The organism is Neobacillus sp. D3-1R (genome assembly GCF_052180215.1).
Lineage (GTDB): Bacteria > Bacillota > Bacilli > Bacillales > Cytobacillaceae > Pseudoneobacillus.
Genome location: NZ_CP197471.1, coordinates 1,911,981 through 1,930,018, shown reverse-complemented (window position 1 = coordinate 1,930,018; position 18,038 = coordinate 1,911,981). Strand labels below are relative to the sequence as shown.

21 protein-coding genes and 1 pseudogene are annotated in these 18,038 nt (G+C 37.3%); 7 read left to right on the top strand and 15 right to left on the bottom strand.

Annotation, left to right across the window (positions count from 1 at the left end):
• The first annotated feature begins 248 nt into the window (after positions 1–248).
• Positions 249–1,037: a hypothetical protein gene (locus ACSBPO_RS09815; RefSeq protein ID WP_442599871.1), complete on the top strand. Its 789-nt coding sequence runs from the start codon at positions 249–251 to the stop codon at positions 1,035–1,037.
• Between the two features lie 89 nt (positions 1,038–1,126).
• Here ACSBPO_RS09815 and ACSBPO_RS09810 read toward each other — a convergent pair.
• The 9 genes and pseudogenes from ACSBPO_RS09810 to ACSBPO_RS09770 all read right to left on the bottom strand — a co-directional run.
• Positions 1,127–1,354, bottom strand: a pseudogene (locus ACSBPO_RS09810) (PTS transporter subunit EIIB); the annotation flags it as partial.
• Positions 1,355–1,741: 387 nt separating this feature from the next.
• Positions 1,742–2,575: a BglG family transcription antiterminator LicT gene (gene licT, locus ACSBPO_RS09805; RefSeq protein ID WP_442599870.1), complete on the bottom strand. Its 834-nt coding sequence runs from the start codon at positions 2,573–2,575 to the stop codon at positions 1,742–1,744.
• 148 nt (positions 2,576–2,723) lie between these two features.
• Entirely contained in the window at positions 2,724–4,439 is a 1,716-nt protein-coding gene (gene ptsP / locus ACSBPO_RS09800) for a phosphoenolpyruvate--protein phosphotransferase (protein WP_442599869.1), read from the bottom strand.
• A complete protein-coding gene (locus ACSBPO_RS09795; RefSeq protein WP_442599868.1) occupies positions 4,439–4,705 on the bottom strand; it encodes a phosphocarrier protein HPr in 267 nt (88 codons plus the stop codon). Before ACSBPO_RS09795 ends, ptsP begins: the two co-directional genes overlap by 1 nt.
• Before the next feature lie 529 nt (positions 4,706–5,234).
• A complete protein-coding gene (locus ACSBPO_RS09790) occupies positions 5,235–5,798 on the bottom strand; it encodes a class I SAM-dependent methyltransferase (protein WP_442599867.1) in 564 nt (187 codons plus the stop codon).
• Positions 5,799–5,811: 13 nt separating this feature from the next.
• Complete coding sequence (locus ACSBPO_RS09785; protein ID WP_442599866.1) at positions 5,812–7,278, bottom strand: protein adenylyltransferase SelO; 1,467 nt, start codon at positions 7,276–7,278, stop codon at positions 5,812–5,814.
• 101 nt (positions 7,279–7,379) lie between these two features.
• Positions 7,380–8,249: a PhzF family phenazine biosynthesis protein gene (locus ACSBPO_RS09780; protein ID WP_442599865.1), complete on the bottom strand. Its 870-nt coding sequence runs from the start codon at positions 8,247–8,249 to the stop codon at positions 7,380–7,382.
• A gap of 30 nt (positions 8,250–8,279) precedes the next feature.
• Positions 8,280–9,035 (bottom strand): GNAT family N-acetyltransferase, encoded by a 756-nt coding sequence (locus ACSBPO_RS09775; protein ID WP_442599864.1) that lies wholly within the window; start codon positions 9,033–9,035, stop codon positions 8,280–8,282.
• Positions 9,036–9,045: 10 nt separating this feature from the next.
• Positions 9,046–9,432, bottom strand: coding sequence for a DUF4440 domain-containing protein (locus tag ACSBPO_RS09770; RefSeq protein WP_442599863.1), 387 nt, complete (start codon positions 9,430–9,432; stop codon positions 9,046–9,048).
• 140 nt (positions 9,433–9,572) lie between these two features.
• Between ACSBPO_RS09770 and ACSBPO_RS09765 the strand changes: the two genes are divergently transcribed.
• Entirely contained in the window at positions 9,573–9,773 is a 201-nt protein-coding gene (locus ACSBPO_RS09765) for an IDEAL domain-containing protein (RefSeq protein WP_442599862.1), read from the top strand.
• 65 nt (positions 9,774–9,838) lie between these two features.
• Here the strand turns inward: ACSBPO_RS09765 and ACSBPO_RS09760 are convergent, their stop codons facing one another.
• Both ACSBPO_RS09760 and ACSBPO_RS09755 read right to left on the bottom strand, forming a co-directional pair.
• Entirely contained in the window at positions 9,839–10,528 is a 690-nt protein-coding gene (locus ACSBPO_RS09760; protein ID WP_442599861.1) for a DUF1287 domain-containing protein, read from the bottom strand.
• 139 nt (positions 10,529–10,667) lie between these two features.
• Positions 10,668–11,354 carry a hypothetical protein gene (locus tag ACSBPO_RS09755; protein WP_442599860.1) on the bottom strand — a complete coding sequence of 229 codons (687 nt, stop codon included), beginning with the start codon at positions 11,352–11,354 and terminating at the stop codon, positions 10,668–10,670.
• Positions 11,355–11,488: 134 nt separating this feature from the next.
• Between ACSBPO_RS09755 and ACSBPO_RS09750 the strand changes: the two genes are divergently transcribed.
• Entirely contained in the window at positions 11,489–11,629 is a 141-nt protein-coding gene (locus tag ACSBPO_RS09750) for a hypothetical protein (protein ID WP_442599859.1), read from the top strand.
• Positions 11,630–11,945: 316 nt separating this feature from the next.
• On the opposite strand, the gene ACSBPO_RS09745 is transcribed toward ACSBPO_RS09750, so the two are convergent.
• From ACSBPO_RS09745 to ACSBPO_RS09730, 4 genes are all read right to left on the bottom strand, one after another.
• Positions 11,946–12,101 (bottom strand): hypothetical protein, encoded by a 156-nt coding sequence (locus ACSBPO_RS09745; protein ID WP_442599858.1) that lies wholly within the window; start codon positions 12,099–12,101, stop codon positions 11,946–11,948.
• A gap of 115 nt (positions 12,102–12,216) precedes the next feature.
• A complete protein-coding gene (locus tag ACSBPO_RS09740) occupies positions 12,217–12,411 on the bottom strand; it encodes a hypothetical protein (protein ID WP_442599857.1) in 195 nt (64 codons plus the stop codon).
• Between the two features lie 54 nt (positions 12,412–12,465).
• On the bottom strand, positions 12,466–13,881 hold the full coding sequence (locus ACSBPO_RS09735) for a glycosyltransferase family 2 protein (protein ID WP_442599856.1): 1,416 nt from the start codon (positions 13,879–13,881) through the stop codon (positions 12,466–12,468).
• A complete protein-coding gene (locus tag ACSBPO_RS09730) occupies positions 13,871–14,911 on the bottom strand; it encodes a HEAT repeat domain-containing protein (RefSeq protein ID WP_442599855.1) in 1,041 nt (346 codons plus the stop codon). The genes ACSBPO_RS09735 and ACSBPO_RS09730 overlap by 11 nt, the downstream gene beginning before the upstream one ends.
• A 136-nt stretch (positions 14,912–15,047) precedes the next feature.
• On the opposite strand from ACSBPO_RS09730, the gene ACSBPO_RS09725 reads away from it, so the two are divergent.
• The 4 genes from ACSBPO_RS09725 (at position 15,048) to ACSBPO_RS09710 (ending at position 18,027) form a co-directional block, all read left to right on the top strand.
• A complete protein-coding gene (locus ACSBPO_RS09725; RefSeq protein WP_442599854.1) occupies positions 15,048–15,935 on the top strand; it encodes a hypothetical protein in 888 nt (295 codons plus the stop codon).
• Positions 15,936–15,952: 17 nt separating this feature from the next.
• Positions 15,953–16,819, top strand: a complete 867-nt coding sequence (locus tag ACSBPO_RS09720; protein WP_442599853.1) for a LysR family transcriptional regulator — start codon at positions 15,953–15,955, stop codon at positions 16,817–16,819.
• Between the two features lie 147 nt (positions 16,820–16,966).
• Complete coding sequence (locus tag ACSBPO_RS09715) at positions 16,967–17,335, top strand: CidA/LrgA family protein (protein ID WP_442599852.1); 369 nt, start codon at positions 16,967–16,969, stop codon at positions 17,333–17,335.
• Positions 17,332–18,027 carry an LrgB family protein gene (locus ACSBPO_RS09710; protein WP_442599851.1) on the top strand — a complete coding sequence of 232 codons (696 nt, stop codon included), beginning with the start codon at positions 17,332–17,334 and terminating at the stop codon, positions 18,025–18,027. The genes ACSBPO_RS09715 and ACSBPO_RS09710 overlap by 4 nt, the downstream gene beginning before the upstream one ends.
• Positions 18,028–18,038: the final 11 nt, after the last annotated feature.

Here is an 18,038-nt window from a genome sequence, read left to right as displayed (position 1 = left end):
TTGGTTAAACTTGCTTGTTAGATTTTAGCTTAAAAAACTTCTTCAAATAGTTCAACATAAAAAACCTTTCTTCCTGCTTTTGAAATAAAACTGCTTATATGAAGGTGATAAAATTCATTGAAGTCGTCTAATTTTGAAGAAAAAGGATAAAATTGCTACCATAGTAGGATGTAAACAGATTGCTAAAATTTGTAAAATAATAATTTAGAAGTTTCTATGTAATCATCAGCACTGAAAGGAAGGATAAGATGATAAAAACAATAAAGGATTGGATGTTTTCATTCCTTGTACTATTGGTATCCGTCACACTATTAAGCGGGTGTGCGTTATGGAATAAAGCCTGGACGAATACATATGAAGAAGATTATACAAAAACTCATAAAGAATTTTTAGATTATACATTAGGTGATTGGAAGATATTAAAGTCTGAAAAAGGGCATTACACTTCTAAAAATGAAAATGAAATGGGTAGAAATTACCTAAGCTGGAATATCCAATACAGTGATCAAAATGGGGATGTACTAACATTACATTTGGAAAATGATAAAGATATGGGTGAGAACTTAATCAAGCACACAGAGAACTTATTGAAACAAGAGTTTGAAAAGGAAATCGGAGAACCAACCTTCTTCTATTTAGGTGACCCCTATTTAACTACCAGCTGGTCAGACTCCACGAAGGCGTATAGAGAACACCCTGAAAAACTTACAGAAAACTATAAAGACGTGTTTAAGTTTCAGGATTTTACGCCAGAGCGTCCTTTTGAAAACTCCCCTGTTTATTTATCTATTGGTTTTGACTATAAAAATAGCCAGTTAACAGATAATGAAAAAGTAGCAAAATGGGATGAAACAAGAACAAAAATGTTAAAGATAGCCCCTCACATTAATATGAAAGTCGAATTGGAAGTAAATGATTCATTAACGAAATACCTATATTATGTTGATGGTGAGAATGTTGGCGAAGTAGACTACGAAAAGTACTTAAGAACAAAATACCCACAATTCGATGAAACAGATTTGGCAAAAGACAAGTAAATGGCCATAGCTTTAAAACCGTATTCGCACTAAAGGAATACGGTTTTTATTTCGGTTGCTTTCCCTCCTTACCGAATCAACATATCTTGTATCACTTTATACACACTAGACACTTCGTTACCTAGAACCACTTGAAGTTGATCACCGCTTATAATCGTTCCCATTACCCCTGGAATACGCTCTAGATTTCCCCGTTCCACTTTAGTTTGGTCATGGAGGTTTAAACGTAATCTCGTCATACAGTGCGTCACGGCATTCACATTTTCTTCTCCACCAACAAAGTTCAGAATGTCTTTAGCTGTCTTAGTGTAGTCCATTTTGAAGCTCCTCCTTTTTTATGGATGTTATAGTTATAGGACACTGGTTCCGTTATTTCCCTAAAATAGACCTATTTTTATATATTAAAGGACTCAGATTCCGTTATTAACAATATTTCATAGGCAAAAGGCATACTTTTAGTAAAATAGCGGAACCAAAGTCCGATAATCCTCTAAAACAAGCCATTTTCGTCGTATAACGGAACGTGTGTCCGATAAAATGGGATTTTATGAGTTTAGTTATTAAGCACTACTACTTTAGGTGTTTTTTTAAAAAAAGAACCCGAAAAGAACATGAACAGTTTAAAAATGAACCTTCTTATTCTTCTCAGGTTTTGCCTGCATATCCTTAATCAAATAGCTGTCAACGCTTTCATTTTCATGAAATTAATTTTGTTCCACAACTCTGGCAATATGAATCGTTAGATAGAGCATTTCTTCATTAGTTAGTTCATAATCATATTTTTCCAAAACGAACTTTCTAATTTGATCCGTACACGCCGCTGCTTCTGTATACCTTTCTTTTACCGTATGAAAAAGAAAATCGTCGTCACTTGTGAGGGAAGTTTTACTGAACATCCTTTGAGCAAAATATTTAAGATGGGTGACAAAACGATAATAGTTTAGCGATTCTTCATCAAACTCCATATGAAAATGATCTTTCACAAGAGTTAAAATTTCTTGAATTACCTTCGTGATATTTAAGATGTTTGGCATTTCTTCGTTTAGTTCCGCATTCACGACATGCAATGCGATAAACCCAGCTTCATCTTCCGGGAGGGCAACCCCAACCTTTTGTTCTATTATATTTAACGCTTCTTTACCGATGTTAAATTCGTCTCGATAAAGCCTTTTGATTTCCCAAAGCAAAGCATTTTTGATGTCCATTCCCTTTTGGTGTCTTTGAACGGCAAAATGAATATGATCGGTAAGGGATACATAAATGCTTTCATTCAATTTTTTTCCTAAGGTATCCTTCGCATAACTAATAATTTCATCGGAAATTTCCATATATTCCGTAGGTACTTCATTTAGAAGAGTTTTGAATCGATCGGAGACATCTTTATTTTCCAAAGTAAACACTTTTTCTATCAATTCTTCCTCAACAGGATCACCTGTTTTTTTCTTAAACGCCAAGCCTCTCCCCATCACAACCATTTCTTGATTGTTTTCTGTCAGCACACTGATGACATTGTTGTTTATCACTTTATGTATTTTCATATTTTAACCTCTTTAAGCATGATAAAATGAATTTTTTATATAGGCTGTTTGATTGTGTGCCTTTGATATCCTATACTAACTTTTCCACTTCTGTTTTTCAAGGTTAAAAAAAGGCCAGCTAAGCATTGCCTAACTGGCCTCCCAACATTTATTTATTTGTAGCTTGATTAACAGCTTCCATTACTTCACTTGTTGTAGACATTTGAAGTGCTTTGTCTGCTAATTCCTTCATTTCCTGTTTGGTTAAGCGTAGGATTTGAGAACGAGCTTTTAAGATGGAAGTGGCACTCATCGAGAACTCATCAAGCCCAAGTCCTAATAATAGTGGAATAGCTGTTTCATCTCCAGCCATTTCACCGCACATTCCAGCCCACTTACCTTCACGATGGGCAGCATCAATTACCATTTTCACTAAGCGTAAAATCGCTGGATTATATGGTTGGTAAAGATAAGAAACTTTTTCACTCATGCGGTCTGCCGCCATTGTATATTGGATTAAATCGTTTGTTCCAATACTGAAGAAATCAACTTCCTTCGCAAATTGGTCAGCCAGAACAGCCGTTGATGGAATTTCAACCATAATTCCAAGTTCGATTTTTTCAGATACAGCTATACCCGCTGCCACAAGCTTTTCCTTCTCTTCTAGTAAAATAGCTTTTGCGGCACGGAATTCATCTAAAGTTGCAATCATAGGGAACATGATTTTTAGATTACCATAAACGCTCGCTCTTAATAGAGCACGCAGCTGTGTTCTGAATAAATCCTGTTCCTCCAGGCATAGTCTGATGGCACGGAAGCCAAGGAAAGGATTCATTTCTTTTGGTAAATCAAGATATGGAAGTTCTTTATCTCCTCCGATATCTAATGTTCGTACGACAACCGGCTTTTCTTTCATTCCTTCAAGAACCGTTTTATACGATTCAAATTGCTCCTCTTCAGATGGAAGCTCATTACGCCCCATGTATAAAAATTCCGTACGGTATAAACCAACACCTTCTGCTCCATTGGTCATAACTCCTTCTAAATCATTAGGAGTCCCGATGTTTGCAGCAAGTTCAACATGATGACCATCAGCAGAAACGGTACTTTCGTTCACAAGCTTCGCCCATTCTGCTTTTTGCGCTTCAAAACGAACTTGTTCCTTTCTATATTGCTCAATCACTTCAGGTGTTGGGTTAATCAGAACCTCACCTTTTAATCCATTGACAATCACAATATCTCCATTTTGAATAGAGGTAGTCGCTGTTTTCGTTCCTACGACGGCAGGAATTTCCATTGATCGTGCCATAATCGCCGAGTGAGAGGTACGTCCACCAATATTGGTTGTGAAGCCTTTTACATAGTTACGATTTAATTGAGCTGTATCAGAAGGAGTTAAATCCTCTGCAATAATAATCACTTCTTCAGAAATTAAGCTTAGGTTCACCACTTGGACCCCTAAAAGATTAGCCAGTACACGGTTCGTCACATCACGAATATCAGCGGCACGCTCTTTCATATATTCATTGTCCATTTGTTCGAACATCATGATAAACATATGAGAAATATCTTTCAAGGCCTGCTCTGCATTTACTTTTTCTGATTTAACTTTGTCAGTAATCGGTGAAATCAGCTCAGGATCATTTAGAACTAAAAGATGCGCTTCAAAAATTGCTGCCTTGTCACTACCCAACTCTTCGTTAGCTTTATCTCTGATTTTCTCAAGCTCCGTGCGTGAGGTGGCTAAAGCTGTATTAAAGCGTTCCACTTCTGCTTCCACATTCGTGATGGTCTTTTTTTCAAAAGTTAAGTTCGGTTCGATTAACTTATATGCCTTAGCTATTGCAATCCCACTTGATGCGGCAATTCCTTTTAAAGCTTCCATTATTCGGCAAGACCTTCTTTCTTTAATGTCTCAGATATGAATTCCAATGCTTCCGCTTCATCTTGGCCTTCTGCACTTACTTCAATTTGAGCTCCATGGCTGAGTCCAAGTGACATTACGCCCATAATAGACTTTAAGTTTACAGTTTTACCGTTAAAAGATAGATTAATATCTGAATCAAATTTGCTAGCTGCTTGCACGATTAAAGTAGCTGGACGAGCATGAATTCCTGATTCTTCCACGATTGTAAATACTTGATTTTTCATATGATAAAATCCTCCAATTAATTAAGTTATTTAAATAAGGAATGTGTAACAAACTAGGCTTATAAGTTGGCTTTTTCATAGAGTTTATTTTACTTGGGCTTTGTTGGGTCTAGTTTGATGTAGGTTATCGTGTTCCTATTGGACAAGTTGGCTTGTTCTTGAGCAGGTTATGCCCAATAGAGACTTCCTATTGGACATTCCGACTCCTTCTTGAACCGGTTTTGTCCGATAGACCCTTCCTATTGGACATTCCGACTCCTCATCGAGCATCTTTTGTCCAATGGAACTCCATTCTGGACACCAAACGTCACACCATGGACTTTTTTTGTCCAACAACACCAATAAAATAGTCCCTCTATCAACTTTACCAAGTAAAAACGAAAAAACCCAAATAAACGATGCCTATAGTTAGACATAGTTTACTTAGGTTTTGCCTGCCGATACAGTAACAATCCTTACCTATTTCAAATCCAAGATTATTATAATGAAAATAATCTCGTTTCACAAGTATTTTGATACCGATTTACCACTATTTATTTTGACAAAATATTGTCTGCCGTCCTTCTTCTTCATTTTCTTCAAAAAAGAGGACATTCCAATCAGCAAATTCCTCTAGCAACTCTCTAGGCTGCAATTTATATTGATCCGATATTCCCTGATGATCATTTGGAGCTCTTGTCTGATAAAAGGTTTCCATAAAAAAGTAACCATTTTCTTTTATGATACCTTTTACAATCGGAAAAAGCTTCCGATCCAGGTAATAAGTGATGACCACAAGATCATATGGACTGTTTGGCCACTTTATCTTAGTCAGATCAGTAAGATCACAGATTTGAGGAGTAATATCAAGATTATGACCAACAGCCTTTTGTTCAATAAAGTGTATGGCTACATTCGAGATATCCAAAGCATCCACTTGATAATGATTTCGGGCAAGAAAAAAACTGTTTCCTCCAAGACCACACGCTACATCGAGTGCTTTACCACCGTTTAAAAAACTCACAAGATTCTTTAATCGTATATTTGGTGAAGGCTCCTCCACCAAAGCGATTCGCTCTTGGTGCTTTTTGTTCCATTTTAATTTGGAATCCATACCACTATACCACTTAAGTCCCGCAATAAGTTCTATATGGCAGTCCTGATGGTTCTGGCAATGTACAATAAGCAGCTTGTTCTGCAGAATACTCATATGGATTCGATAATATGTGCAGCAATTTCTCCATGACAGTGAAATCCCCTTCAACTGCCGCTTCCAAAGCCTCTTCTACACGATGATTTCGAGGGATGACCCCAGGATTATTTTTCCGCATAAGTTCGCGCGAAGATTCCTTCGACTCTTCCTGTCTATTTAATCTTGACTGCCACTTGGCATGCCAATCATCAAATTCCGCTTTCCCAAACAAAACATTATCTTCTAATTTACCTAGTGTTAAAGCCTTAAAGGTATTCGTATAATCCGCCTTATGCTCCTGCATCAAATCGAGAAGCTCTTTAATCAACGTTTCATCTTCATCTTCTTCGTTAAAGATTCCTAATTTGGCTCTCATCCCAGCTAACCAATGACTTTGATACAGTTTTCCAAATTCCCCAAGGGCTTCTTCAGCCATTTTAATCGCCTGATCCTGATTTTCATCTAAAAGAGGCACTAGGCTCTCCGCTAATCTTGTCAGATTCCACAAAGCCATATAAGGCTGATTACCATAAGCATAACGGCCCTCTCTATCAATAGAACTAAACACCGTTGCCAAATCAAACGTATCCATAAAAGCGCACGGCCCATAATCAATCGTTTCGCCGCTGATCGTCATATTGTCAGTATTCATCACACCATGAATAAAGCCAACTAATTGCCATTTACTAACCAAAGAAGCCTGTCTCTTTATGACGGCTTTTAAAAATAAGAGGTACTTACTCTCATCATCACTTATTTCCGGATAATGTCTCTCTATCGCATAGTCAGCAAGAGTTTTAAGTTCCTCCTTACTTCCCCACCTAACAGCATATTCAAACGTACCAACCCGCAAATGACTGGCAGCCACTCGTGTTAAAATCGCACCTGGCAAATCATTTTCACGAATCACCTTTTCTCCGGTTGAAACCACTGCTAAACTGCGGGTAGTCGGAATTCCTAAAGCATGCATTGCTTCACTGATAATATATTCACGAAGCATTGGCCCTAAAGCTGCCCGACCATCGCCCCCACGAGAATATGGCGTTCGACCTGGTCCCTTAAGCTGAATATCCACTCTATCACCTTTTGGAGTAATATGCTCACCAATCAGAATAGCACGACCATCTCCCAGCTTGGTAAAATGCCCGAATTGATGGCCTGCATAAGCTTGGGCAAGAGGTTCAGCTCCCTCAGGGATTCGGTTTCCGGCAAACACCGCAACACCATCTTCACTTTGAAGGTATTCCACTTTTAAACCCAATGAATGGGCTAGAGAATGATTTAGTACAACCAATCTCGGTGCGTGTACAGGAGTAGGGTTTTGACGAGTATAATAAATTTCCGGCAAACGAACGTAGCTGTTATCGAAATTCCAACCAGTTTGTGTCATATCTTTTGTCATAGGAACCCTCTCTCTTTTTTTAAAAATAAATGTAAAGTTACCTCATTTTAGTGTCTTCACTTGCCAGTTAAATATACCGAACTGCTAAGAGCTGTATGGTTTTAACGGTTCTCTCCGAAAAAGATCCTTCTCTTTTCAAAACAAGATGAACATCCGCCTACTTGGACAAAAGAAATTTCCCCAGAATCATATTCAAGATTTACGATAATTTCGGATGGACGATTCATCCCATAACCTTGTTCAAAACGATAATTCCATTCCATTCCCCGATAGTTAGCCAAATAACAAGCTAAAGCTGCATTAGAAGTACCTGTGGCACTTTCCTCATTAATATCATACAGTGGGGCGAAATTCCGACAGTGAGCAGAAGAATCATGCACTGTCTCTAGAGTAAATACATGATATCCGATTACATCCCATTTTCTAGAAATCTCTTTGATTTTTGAAAAATTAGGGTTTAAATTGTTTAAAACCGTTAAACTCTTCACAGGAATCATCATATCATGTAAGCCTGTTGAAACAATTTGGATTGGTAAATCCCCCGCCAAATCATCCTCTTCCAATCCTAATGAACGGACGATTTCATCTGCTGCTAATCTTGTTCCAAAAATCGGTCTGTTTTGTTCTAAATATACAGAATGATCTTTATTTACTTGTATATTTAGTAACCCTGCTTTTGTTTCAATCAAAAAGTTACTAGGTTGAACGAGCGTTTTCTGTAACAATAAAGAAAAGGTCGCAATGGTCGCATGACCACAAATATCCACTTCTTCATTAGGAGTAAAATATCGAATACGGTAGTCTGCTTGAGAGGATGGAAACACAAATGCGGTTTCGGAAAAACCAACCTTTTTAGCAATCTCAAGCATTTCAATATCGGTAAGACCATTTGTTTCCAACACTACTCCCGCAGGATTTCCTCCCCTACAATTCATGGTAAAAGCAGATAGTTCATAAACGTCCCGCCACATATTCGTACCCCCAGTCCGAACCCAGTATTCTTATTCATACACCTTCAGTGCTTCATACTGAAACCCAAGATATTGATAGTTTTGTTTGCGATACATATCCTTTGCAGTATCCTCACCATCCGCTACAAGAATAATCGTTTTATCCAAAAATTGGTCCATCACATATTTTTGCAGTCTGCTTCCGATTCCTTTTTTCTGGTAGTCTTCTAGAACCATAAAACTATCAATTTCTGCTGTATGTTCTGAAATAATCACATCCACAGATCCTACAAGTTTTCCTTGGTAAAAAGCAATGAACTGTTGAATATGTTCACGCTTAAAATTTCGCAGATGCTCGGCCTGTTTTTGTTCTGCATAATGATTTCCAAATTCAGCGTCTTGTTCTAACTTAAATTGTAAAAATAAATCAATCGTCTCATCCGTCACCTTTTTCATTTCCATGTCTGGATGTGCCTCTACTTCAGGAAACTGACTCGGCTGAATCGCGAATAATTCCAAAAATCCGATGGTGAATTTTTCATTAATTAAGTAATCCGTTAATTCAGAAGACAGAGTCTCTCCTTCTGGAAAATAAAAACGAACATGTTTCTGCCCATGTTTACTATGATAGTCTTTCAAGTAAGCTAAAGCCTCCTCGAACTCAGGGACAGTAGGCATTTTTTTAAACGCTAAAAAATTGCTGTCATATTGCAACAGCATCTCGGGATTATGATTATGCAAGTATAAATCATTTTCAAAAACTGGTTTACCTGGTTTGTAAATATTTTTAAAAGTAATATTGTTCATCCTTTTCTCCTCATTCCGCATATTTTTCCATATGTTGTCTATATAACTTCCATTCTCCTAATTCCTTTTTAAACACTTCCATAGCTAGTGCAGTTGCCACCTTTTCTCCTGATAGATAAAATTCTACAATTGAGGACAATATCAGTTCATTTGGTGTCCGTAAACTATGAGTTAGGTCTTTGTATTTCCAAAAAGGGTCTTTTCCTTCAAATGATTTGAAGGTTTCAACATTGTCCAACTTATAGGAATCTCCACGATAAACTTCGTAATCTTTATCCGCATAATACCCAACATATCCAATAAAATCATCAGAAACCCATTTATTTATTTCCATGACATTCCCTGTGTTTATAACTCTTCTATATTCTACCACTGCATTAAGAGCATCTTTTAACATTGATTCACTCTCCCTAAAACATCATTATATCTGAAATTACTAATTTTTGGGTATAAAATGTTTTTTTACCAGAATTAACTATTTGAATTATCTGAATATTTAATATATAATTTTAAAAAGGAAAAAGGAGTTGCTTACGAATGAAAAAGAATTATTATTTAAATCCACCCCAACACCCTGATCAAAGTCAAATGGATTCTATTTTTGCAGAGATGGTATTAGACAAAGCACTCCGTGATTTTCAAGTGGAGAAAATTCAAAAGGAAATCGATCTAGCCCTGCAAAATCTTGACAAAGACAACTTTCTAATTTTAACAGAGGAATTAAAGAAATATCTATAAATGCGAGAAAACCCGATTTCCACTATTTGAGATGGAAAATCGGGTTTATTTTTTTCTATAGGAGTCTAGTATTTCCACCGATAATGACCAGCAATAGGTGTCTTAAAAGAAGACAGCTTCACCTCAGCAGCATATGGTGGATTATTATTGATTAGATAAGGAGTCCCATCCTTTGCTCTTTTATCTGATACAATCCCGACGTGGTGATAGCCATCTAAAAACACAACAATATCTCCAGGTTGCCACTCCGTTAAATTTTCAATATCCCCAGGAATAAGCTCCGTCGTTAAAGACTCTGCAAATCTCTCAAAATAGACAAATTGATTGGGAACTCTACGAAAATCGATATTGGGATCCGGATTACCGTTTACTCTAGGATATAAATCTATATGATCTTTTATATCCAAGTCCATAATTTCTTTGAGATTAATATCGGCTCCCATTAACCCGCGCCAAATGACATCCGTACAGACCCCTTCATCTTCTGGAGGATATCCCCCTTGGTAATAGTTACTTTCATATTTCGTCCGTTGCTTTACTTCTTTTCGAGCTGTTTGCACAATATCGATCGGATCCGCTATTCCATTACGATTGCGGTCAATATCGCTATAAGTAAGAGGTACGATTACTTTTTTAACAAATGGGTTCTCAAACTCTAAACCAATTATATTAAGAATCAACCCATCTCTGAAAAAAATAATCGTGCTTGCCAGGACCAAAATAATGGCTGGTACAATCAGCTTTCTTTTTCGCATACATTCACCCTCAATGACAAAATAATCCATACATTAAGGTAAGACGTGATTGCGTTCTGATATGTTTCAATAAATTTAAGATTTATCATATCGGAAAGAACCGACTCCCGCCCAAAGAATCGGTTGTTTTTGTCCATTTTTATAAGGGTTTTCTTAAGAGCAGGATACCTAACCAAATTTTCCAAACCACGAATGCCCCTACGAATGAGAGAATACTAAACGCAATTCCGATTATACTCCCTCTGCCATATAAAGCTTCATATGCCCCTGAAAAGATGACCACGGCACCTATAAATAAGGTGAAAATACCAAATAATTTGGAAAACAAGTTTGATCGGAGGACTAACATCCCTATGATTATTAACCATACTCCTAAAAAAAGACTTGAAAGAGAGGATAAAACAAGACTTATTTCAACAATAGGATGTACCGTTTCAAGTGCTTCAGATATAGTCAAATCGGAGTTAGCGATATCATGGAGTACAGCTGCGGGAAGTAAAAGATATAAACAATATAGGAGTAAAAAGAAGTAGGCAAATCGTGAAAAATTGGTAGTCAATGTTGGAAAAAACGTTCGAAAACGTTCATCCAGCGCTTCCACTGTCCAAAAGAAAAGCATAAATGCCAATAAACCAGTCATCATCAGAGCCCAATTTGCAATCGGGTGGGCAGCCATGGAATGAACTGTTGTCTCATAAACATCCGATCCCGTAACCCCTCTCATAGCAACAACCTGGTATAGTACCATTACCAAAACAGAGAGTATAGCTGCTATAATCGAAAAAATACCGCCTATTTTTTGACGAGATTCCGCTGTAACAATCATATGCCTCATCCCCTTTCCTAAAAAAACTATTCTAAGGAACTAGGATATATGTCATATAATGCATGTGATTACCTGATTTAATTTTTTCATAATAAAAGGGTTTTCATCCATCCTATAAAGAGGAGGTGAAAACATTGGTAGAAAACAATCCGATTCAATATACAGGAAAAGTACTCGATCAACGAAATACCCTAACTGGCCCAGATGCAGATAAAGCAAATTATCCAAAAGCACCTAAACACGTACCGATTCAAAATAATAAAACAGATAAATAAGAACTCTAATGGCTGACTTCTCCGCTGGAGGGGTCTTTTTTTCATATGTAATTTGTTTGAAAGCATTTACAATTTTATCTCACATAATCCAACATCCAGTTTTGTCCATCATATCTATTGTGATGGACACTTCCTCCCTTTTCTCGCACGACTTTGTCCATCATCCCTCTTATGATGGACACTTCCTTCGTTGTCTCACTCCATTTTGTCCATCATCCCTCTAATGATGGACATTTCCTTCCTTTTCTCGCACGACTTTGTCCATCATCCCTCTTATGATGGACACTTCCTTCGTTGTCTCACTCCATTTTGTCCATCATCCCTCTAATGATGGACATTTCCTTCCTCTTCTCGCACGACTTTGTCCATCATCCCTCTTATGATGGACACTTCCTTCCTCTTCTCGCACGACTTTGTCCATCATCCCTCTCATGATGGACATTCCTCCATTTTCTCGCATGATTTTGTCCATCATCCCTCAATGATGGACACTTCCTCCATTTTCTAGCTCGATTTTGTACATCAACACTCACTTACGATGGAAATATCTAGAAAAAGCGATACTTATTCAAGTATCGCCAATCCATCTACATCCCCGGTTGTCTGCTCAATAAATGTTTTTGAAGATATTCAGCGTCTTTCCCCTCGGTTGGCATTTCAGTGGATACTTCACTTGTATCCACACTAGCAGTTACTCCTTCTTTACCAACTAGCTTAGAACTCTTAATCGTTGCGGAGTTAAGGTTATTGTTGGCAGCTGCTTGTTCATTCCAATCGCTCACCTATGAGACACCTCCTTTTCTTTAATATCTGTTGAAAGGCTTGTTTGTAAACTTTTATTTTAAAACTCCCTGCCGTTTCATTTCACCCCATCCCTGTTTTCCAAACAAGGCTTGGAACGTACCAATAAATCTCCAAAAAAGAGTAATAGGACGATACCAAAAGGATTCAAATAAAGCATAAAAGAATAAGATGGTTAACTCTCTAATCCTTCCATAAAACTGAAGTCCCCATTCTTCCAGAAGAATGCTGGAGACGGATAAAAATGAACCATAAAATAAACCAAGAAAAAACATTAACAGCACCAAGTCGGAAAGGTATCCAGCACGAATAGCTTCCAGAACAATCACCACATAACCTAAAAATTCGATGATTGGTCCAAATAATTCCACAATAAGGTAATAAGGCATCGATATCCATCCAATCCCTTTATACTTTGGATTAAATATCATATCTTTATGTTTCCATAAGCTTTCTAAAAGGCCACGATGCCATCTTGTTCGCTGATTTCTTAAGATTCTTAGTGAATTCGGAGCTTCCGTCCAACAAACAGATTGGGGGATGTAAATGATTTCGGCCGATTTTTTCTGTTCAATCCGATGCCGATGAAGCTTTAAGATAATTTCCATATCCTCACCGACCGTTTTTTCACTATATCCGCCTACTTCTAGCACCCATTTTTTCGAAAAAACACTAAACGCTCCTGAGATAATTGGTAAAAGGTTAAACTTACTTAAGCTAAAGCGACCGACGAGAAAGGCACGAAAATATTCAATAACCTGCATAACGACCAGTGGATTTTTCGGCAGCCCAATTTTCTTGACCTCTCCATTCTCTATTTTGCACCCATTGGCAATTCGCACGCTTCCTCCAACGGCAATGATTTCTTTTTTCGAATCCACAATCGGCTTCATAATCTTCAAAAGTGCGTCTTTTTCCAATATGGTATCCCCGTCTATGCTGCAAAAATACGGAAAATGGGAAAAATTAATCCCGGCATTTAAGGCATCTGCTTTCCCTCCATTTTCTTTATCAATGACATACAGATTGGAATACAGCTTGGACTGATAGATTGCACGAATAGGTTGATTCTTAAGCTGTTGACGAAAAATCGTATGTACCTGTTTCATTTCATATTTATGGAGGACTTCCTGTAGAGTTTGATCCTTTGACCCATCATTAATCACTATCATTTCGAAAGCAGGATACTGAAGCTTCATTAAGGAAGAAATCGTCGAAACAATCCCAACTTCTTCATTGTAAGCAGGAACCAAAACAGATAATGGAGGGGCACTTTCCGTTTGTTGCAAGAGGTCACTATATGCCTCTTTTAGGTTCAAGCGATAATCATCACGAATATACTTAGCCGCAATGACTAAAATCACCAGATAAAAAAGACAAAGCAAAATGATATAACTAATGATGATAAGACTGGTTACATATATGATATTTCCGAACCATTCATGAAACATCTCGCCGCACCACTCTTTCTATCCATTCTTTAGCCATATCGCGCGCAAATCGGTCTTTTCCCGTTTCTGCAATCCTGACGAGAATGTGCAGCCCCTTCCGATAACGTAAAATACCTTGAGCCGCTGTAGATCTTACCCACCAAGAAGAGTCAGAAAGCATGCGTATGAGGGGTAAAAGGAAGTATGAGGACTGAATGGCTCCCATTACTTTTGCGGCCATCATCCTTTCTTGCCAAGAGTCTGATGCAGTAAAAGATAATATACACTCACGATTATGAATTTGACCGATTTTACTAATCGCCTTTAATGCTCGTATCCGCAGCTCCATATCCTCTTCTTTCAGTAATTGTTCTAGTAAGGATAATGCTCGAAAATCTCTTTTATCACCTAGTACATCGACCAAGTTCAACTGAAGAGGTTTGGAACAAGTCTCGTATGTTGCAACATAATCTTGTAGGATTTCGTCATTTATTCTATGAAAAATGTCGCGATAAACCATATCTGCTAACCGTTCGCTTTCACATAGAATCGCTTTCAACCCTTTATATTGAAATGCAGCCAATATCCGATAAATTTCAAAACGTTCGATATCGGTCACCTTTTTCTTTGTTAAAATCAATAATAATTCATCCTCTAGGGACGTCATACAAAACTTATCAATCATCAGTAAAGTATTATAACGAACACTAAAACGAAAATGACGTAATCTATCTTTATAAAATGAAGTGAAGTAATGACTAGCAAATTCCGAAATTCTTTTCCTGCTGCGATTTCCTTTTAATACGTTCATATAGTCTGACAAGAGTTCTTCTATTACTTCTAGAACAATCCGTCTATTAGGAAATATATCTTGTTTGCAATCTCCATTCTTCACACATTGAAGAACGGCAAGCTTGACCTTCTTTCGCCAGCTTCTTTTTTGATAACGATAAAGAGATGTAATGATTTTTCGAAGGACTAGGTAAAAATAGAAGATGAAAAGTATAATTAATACGGTGAATATAGCATTTATTGTGAAAGTTCGTAACATGTACCCCTCTCTTTTCTATCGATACCGTTGTTTTTATTATTTTTCCTGGAAATGTTTAATACTATCCAAATTGATTTTTATCAATTGATATGGCTACATTTGATGTAACGAAAAGTTTTGAAAGGAGAAAAGTGCTATGGGATGGAGGAATTTCCTTTCATTTATGATTCTTATACCCGTTTTTCTCATCCTCATAACCCATACATCTCATGAAATGAAAAAGCCTGCTACCTTTTATCGCTCAACTTGGATCTGGAACCCTTTCCTTATCCAGACGGAACCACATCAAATCCTTTCTTTTTCAAAAAAGGAAGGAATAAAGGAAATTTACTTACAAATTAATCAAGAGTTGCCCCAAAAGAGGTATATGGATTTTATAGAACAAGCTCATAAAGAAGACATCCGCGTTTTTGCATTGGGCGGGGAACCAACATGGGGACTAGAGTCAGAAATTCAAATCCCTCTGCAGTTTTTAAAATGGATAGAAGAGTATAATGTAGGAGTTAATCAAGAACAACAATTCGATGGAATCCAATTTGATATTGAACCTTACCTATTACCGAATTGGTCTTCTAATCAATCTCAAATAATATCACAATGGATGTCCGTACTAAGTCAATTCGTTGAAGAAGCACATAAAGCTGAGCTCCAAGTAAGCGGTGTTCTTCCCTTTTGGTTGGATCAAATCTCGATTAATCATCCTCGCCAAACCTTAAGTGAATGGATCATTAATCGCTTTGACCATATAGTGGTGATGGCCTATCGTGACCAGGCAGAGGGACCAAATGGCATCCTTGCTATTAGTAAAACAGAGGTTTCGTATGCGAATAGCATCGGAAAACCCATTATGATCGCTATTGAAACGATGGATACACCTGAAGGAAAACACTTAACCTTTTTTCATAAAGGTCTTGAAAAAATGGAGATGGAATTGGAAAAAGTAATGATTAATTTTCAATCTTATCCTTACTTCAAAGGAATCGCTGTCCATCATTATGAAACATATCAGGATTTACGACCTTAAATAAGGAGTGTTTATGAATGGAATTACGACAATTAGTCTATTTCCTCGAAGCAGCCAAACATAAAAGCTTCACAAAAGCGGCAGAGGCGTTACATATCTCGCAGCCTGCTTTAAGTAAGATGATCAAGAGCTTAGAAGACGAATTAGATATGACCCTAATCGTGCGTTCCAATAAAACGAGTGAATTAACGGATGGCGGTTTAATCGTGATGAATTATGCTCAGAAAATCCTAACCCAAATGGATGAAATGACTCGAACACTAAATGACTTGACGAGTTTAAACCGCGGGTCTATTAGTATTGGAATTCCACCGATTATTGGAAGTCTTTACTTTCCAAGTGTGATGGCCGATTTTCATAAAATGTATCCTAATATTTCGATTAATATAACTGAATATGGTGGTGCAAAAGTGGTAAAGTCTGTCGAAGTAGGAGAATTTGAACTAGGGGTTGCCGTTCTTCCAGTCGATGATAGTGTATTTAACATTTATCCCATCGTCGAAGATCAAATGAAATTGGTCATTCATCATCAGCATCCACTCGCCAGTCATAATTTGATCCACTTAAAAGAGTTAAAAGATGAAGAATTTATTTTTTATCACGAGGATTTTGCTCTTCATGATATTATGTGGAAAAATTTTATCCGCGAAGGGTTTGAACCGAAGATTCTTTTTAAAAGTTCCCAATGGGATTTGATGACCGAGATGGTCGGAGCCAATTTAGGGGTAACCATCTTGCCTGAATCCATTTGTAAACGAGTGGAAAATAAACAGGTGAAAATCATTGCCATTAAGCCAGAAATACCATGGAATCTAGCTGTTATTACCAAAAAGGATAAATATCTTTCTTACGCGACAAAAAGGTTTATTGAATTTTTTCGTTAGCTTTTCATTATAACTATTAGTTATACACCTTATAGGAATTATGTATTTTACGAATAACACAAAACAGAGTAGCATGTTCTTTATCACCAAATCTTTGGTGTAAGGAGCTATGCTTTTTGCTCCTGTCGTCAAACAGGAGGATTATCAATGAAAATACTAACGATTATCATACAAATATTTTTTATACATCTATTTTTATTTTTGGGTGTTGGCGTAAAGCACTTTATTCCCGTTCCGATTCCCGCTTCTATGATTGGATTAATCTTATTATTAATCGCTTTATTTACGAAACTCGTAAAAATCGAATGGATTGAACAAGGCGGGAACTGGCTGCTAGCGGAATTATTGCTCTTCTTCGTGCCATCAGCGGTAGGAATCGTCAATTATAATGAAATTTTAAGCTGGGAAGGATTTGAGATGGTCTTGCTCATTGGGGCAAGTACATTTATAGTCATGGCGACAACCGCCTTTACGTCAGATTTTATCCACAAACGAAAAGGCAGTGTTGCCAAATGATGAACATTCTCTTTTTTACCTTTATTACTGTTGTTATATACAAACTTACCAAACTGGTCACGAAGAAGTGGACATTTCCACTTTTTCATCCTTTGATTATATGCCCTATTCTTCTTATTATCTTATTGAATCGTTTGCATATTTCAGCCAATTCTTATGTCGATGCATCAAAGCTGCTAACCCATATGTTAGGGCCAGCAACGGTCGCTTTTGCTATACCTATTTATAAAAATTTTCATTTAGTCAAAAAGTATATTGGAAATATCATCACGAGTGTTACCGTTGGTTCCTTAGCCGCCATTGCCTCTTCACTGGCACTTTCGATCCTATTTCATATCAATCCCGATTTTATTATTAGCATTTTACCAAGATCGATTACAACGCCCATTGCGATAGAAGTATCAAAAGAAATTGGCGGTATTCCAACACTAACCACCATTTTTGTGATTATCACAGGTATTTCAGGCGGAATCATGGGGCCAACTGTTATGAAAAGACTATCGATTAAATCACCGATTGCTAGAGGATTAGCTTTAGGAATGAGTGCACACGGAGTAGGAACCTCCAAAGCCATGGAATATGGCGAACAAGAAGCAACTTTTTCGACCCTTGCCATGATTTTTGCTGCTTGGATTACACTAGCTTGTGCAAGCTTTCTAATCCCGCCTCTTATGGATTTCGCGCATATGTAAAAGGTTGCGTT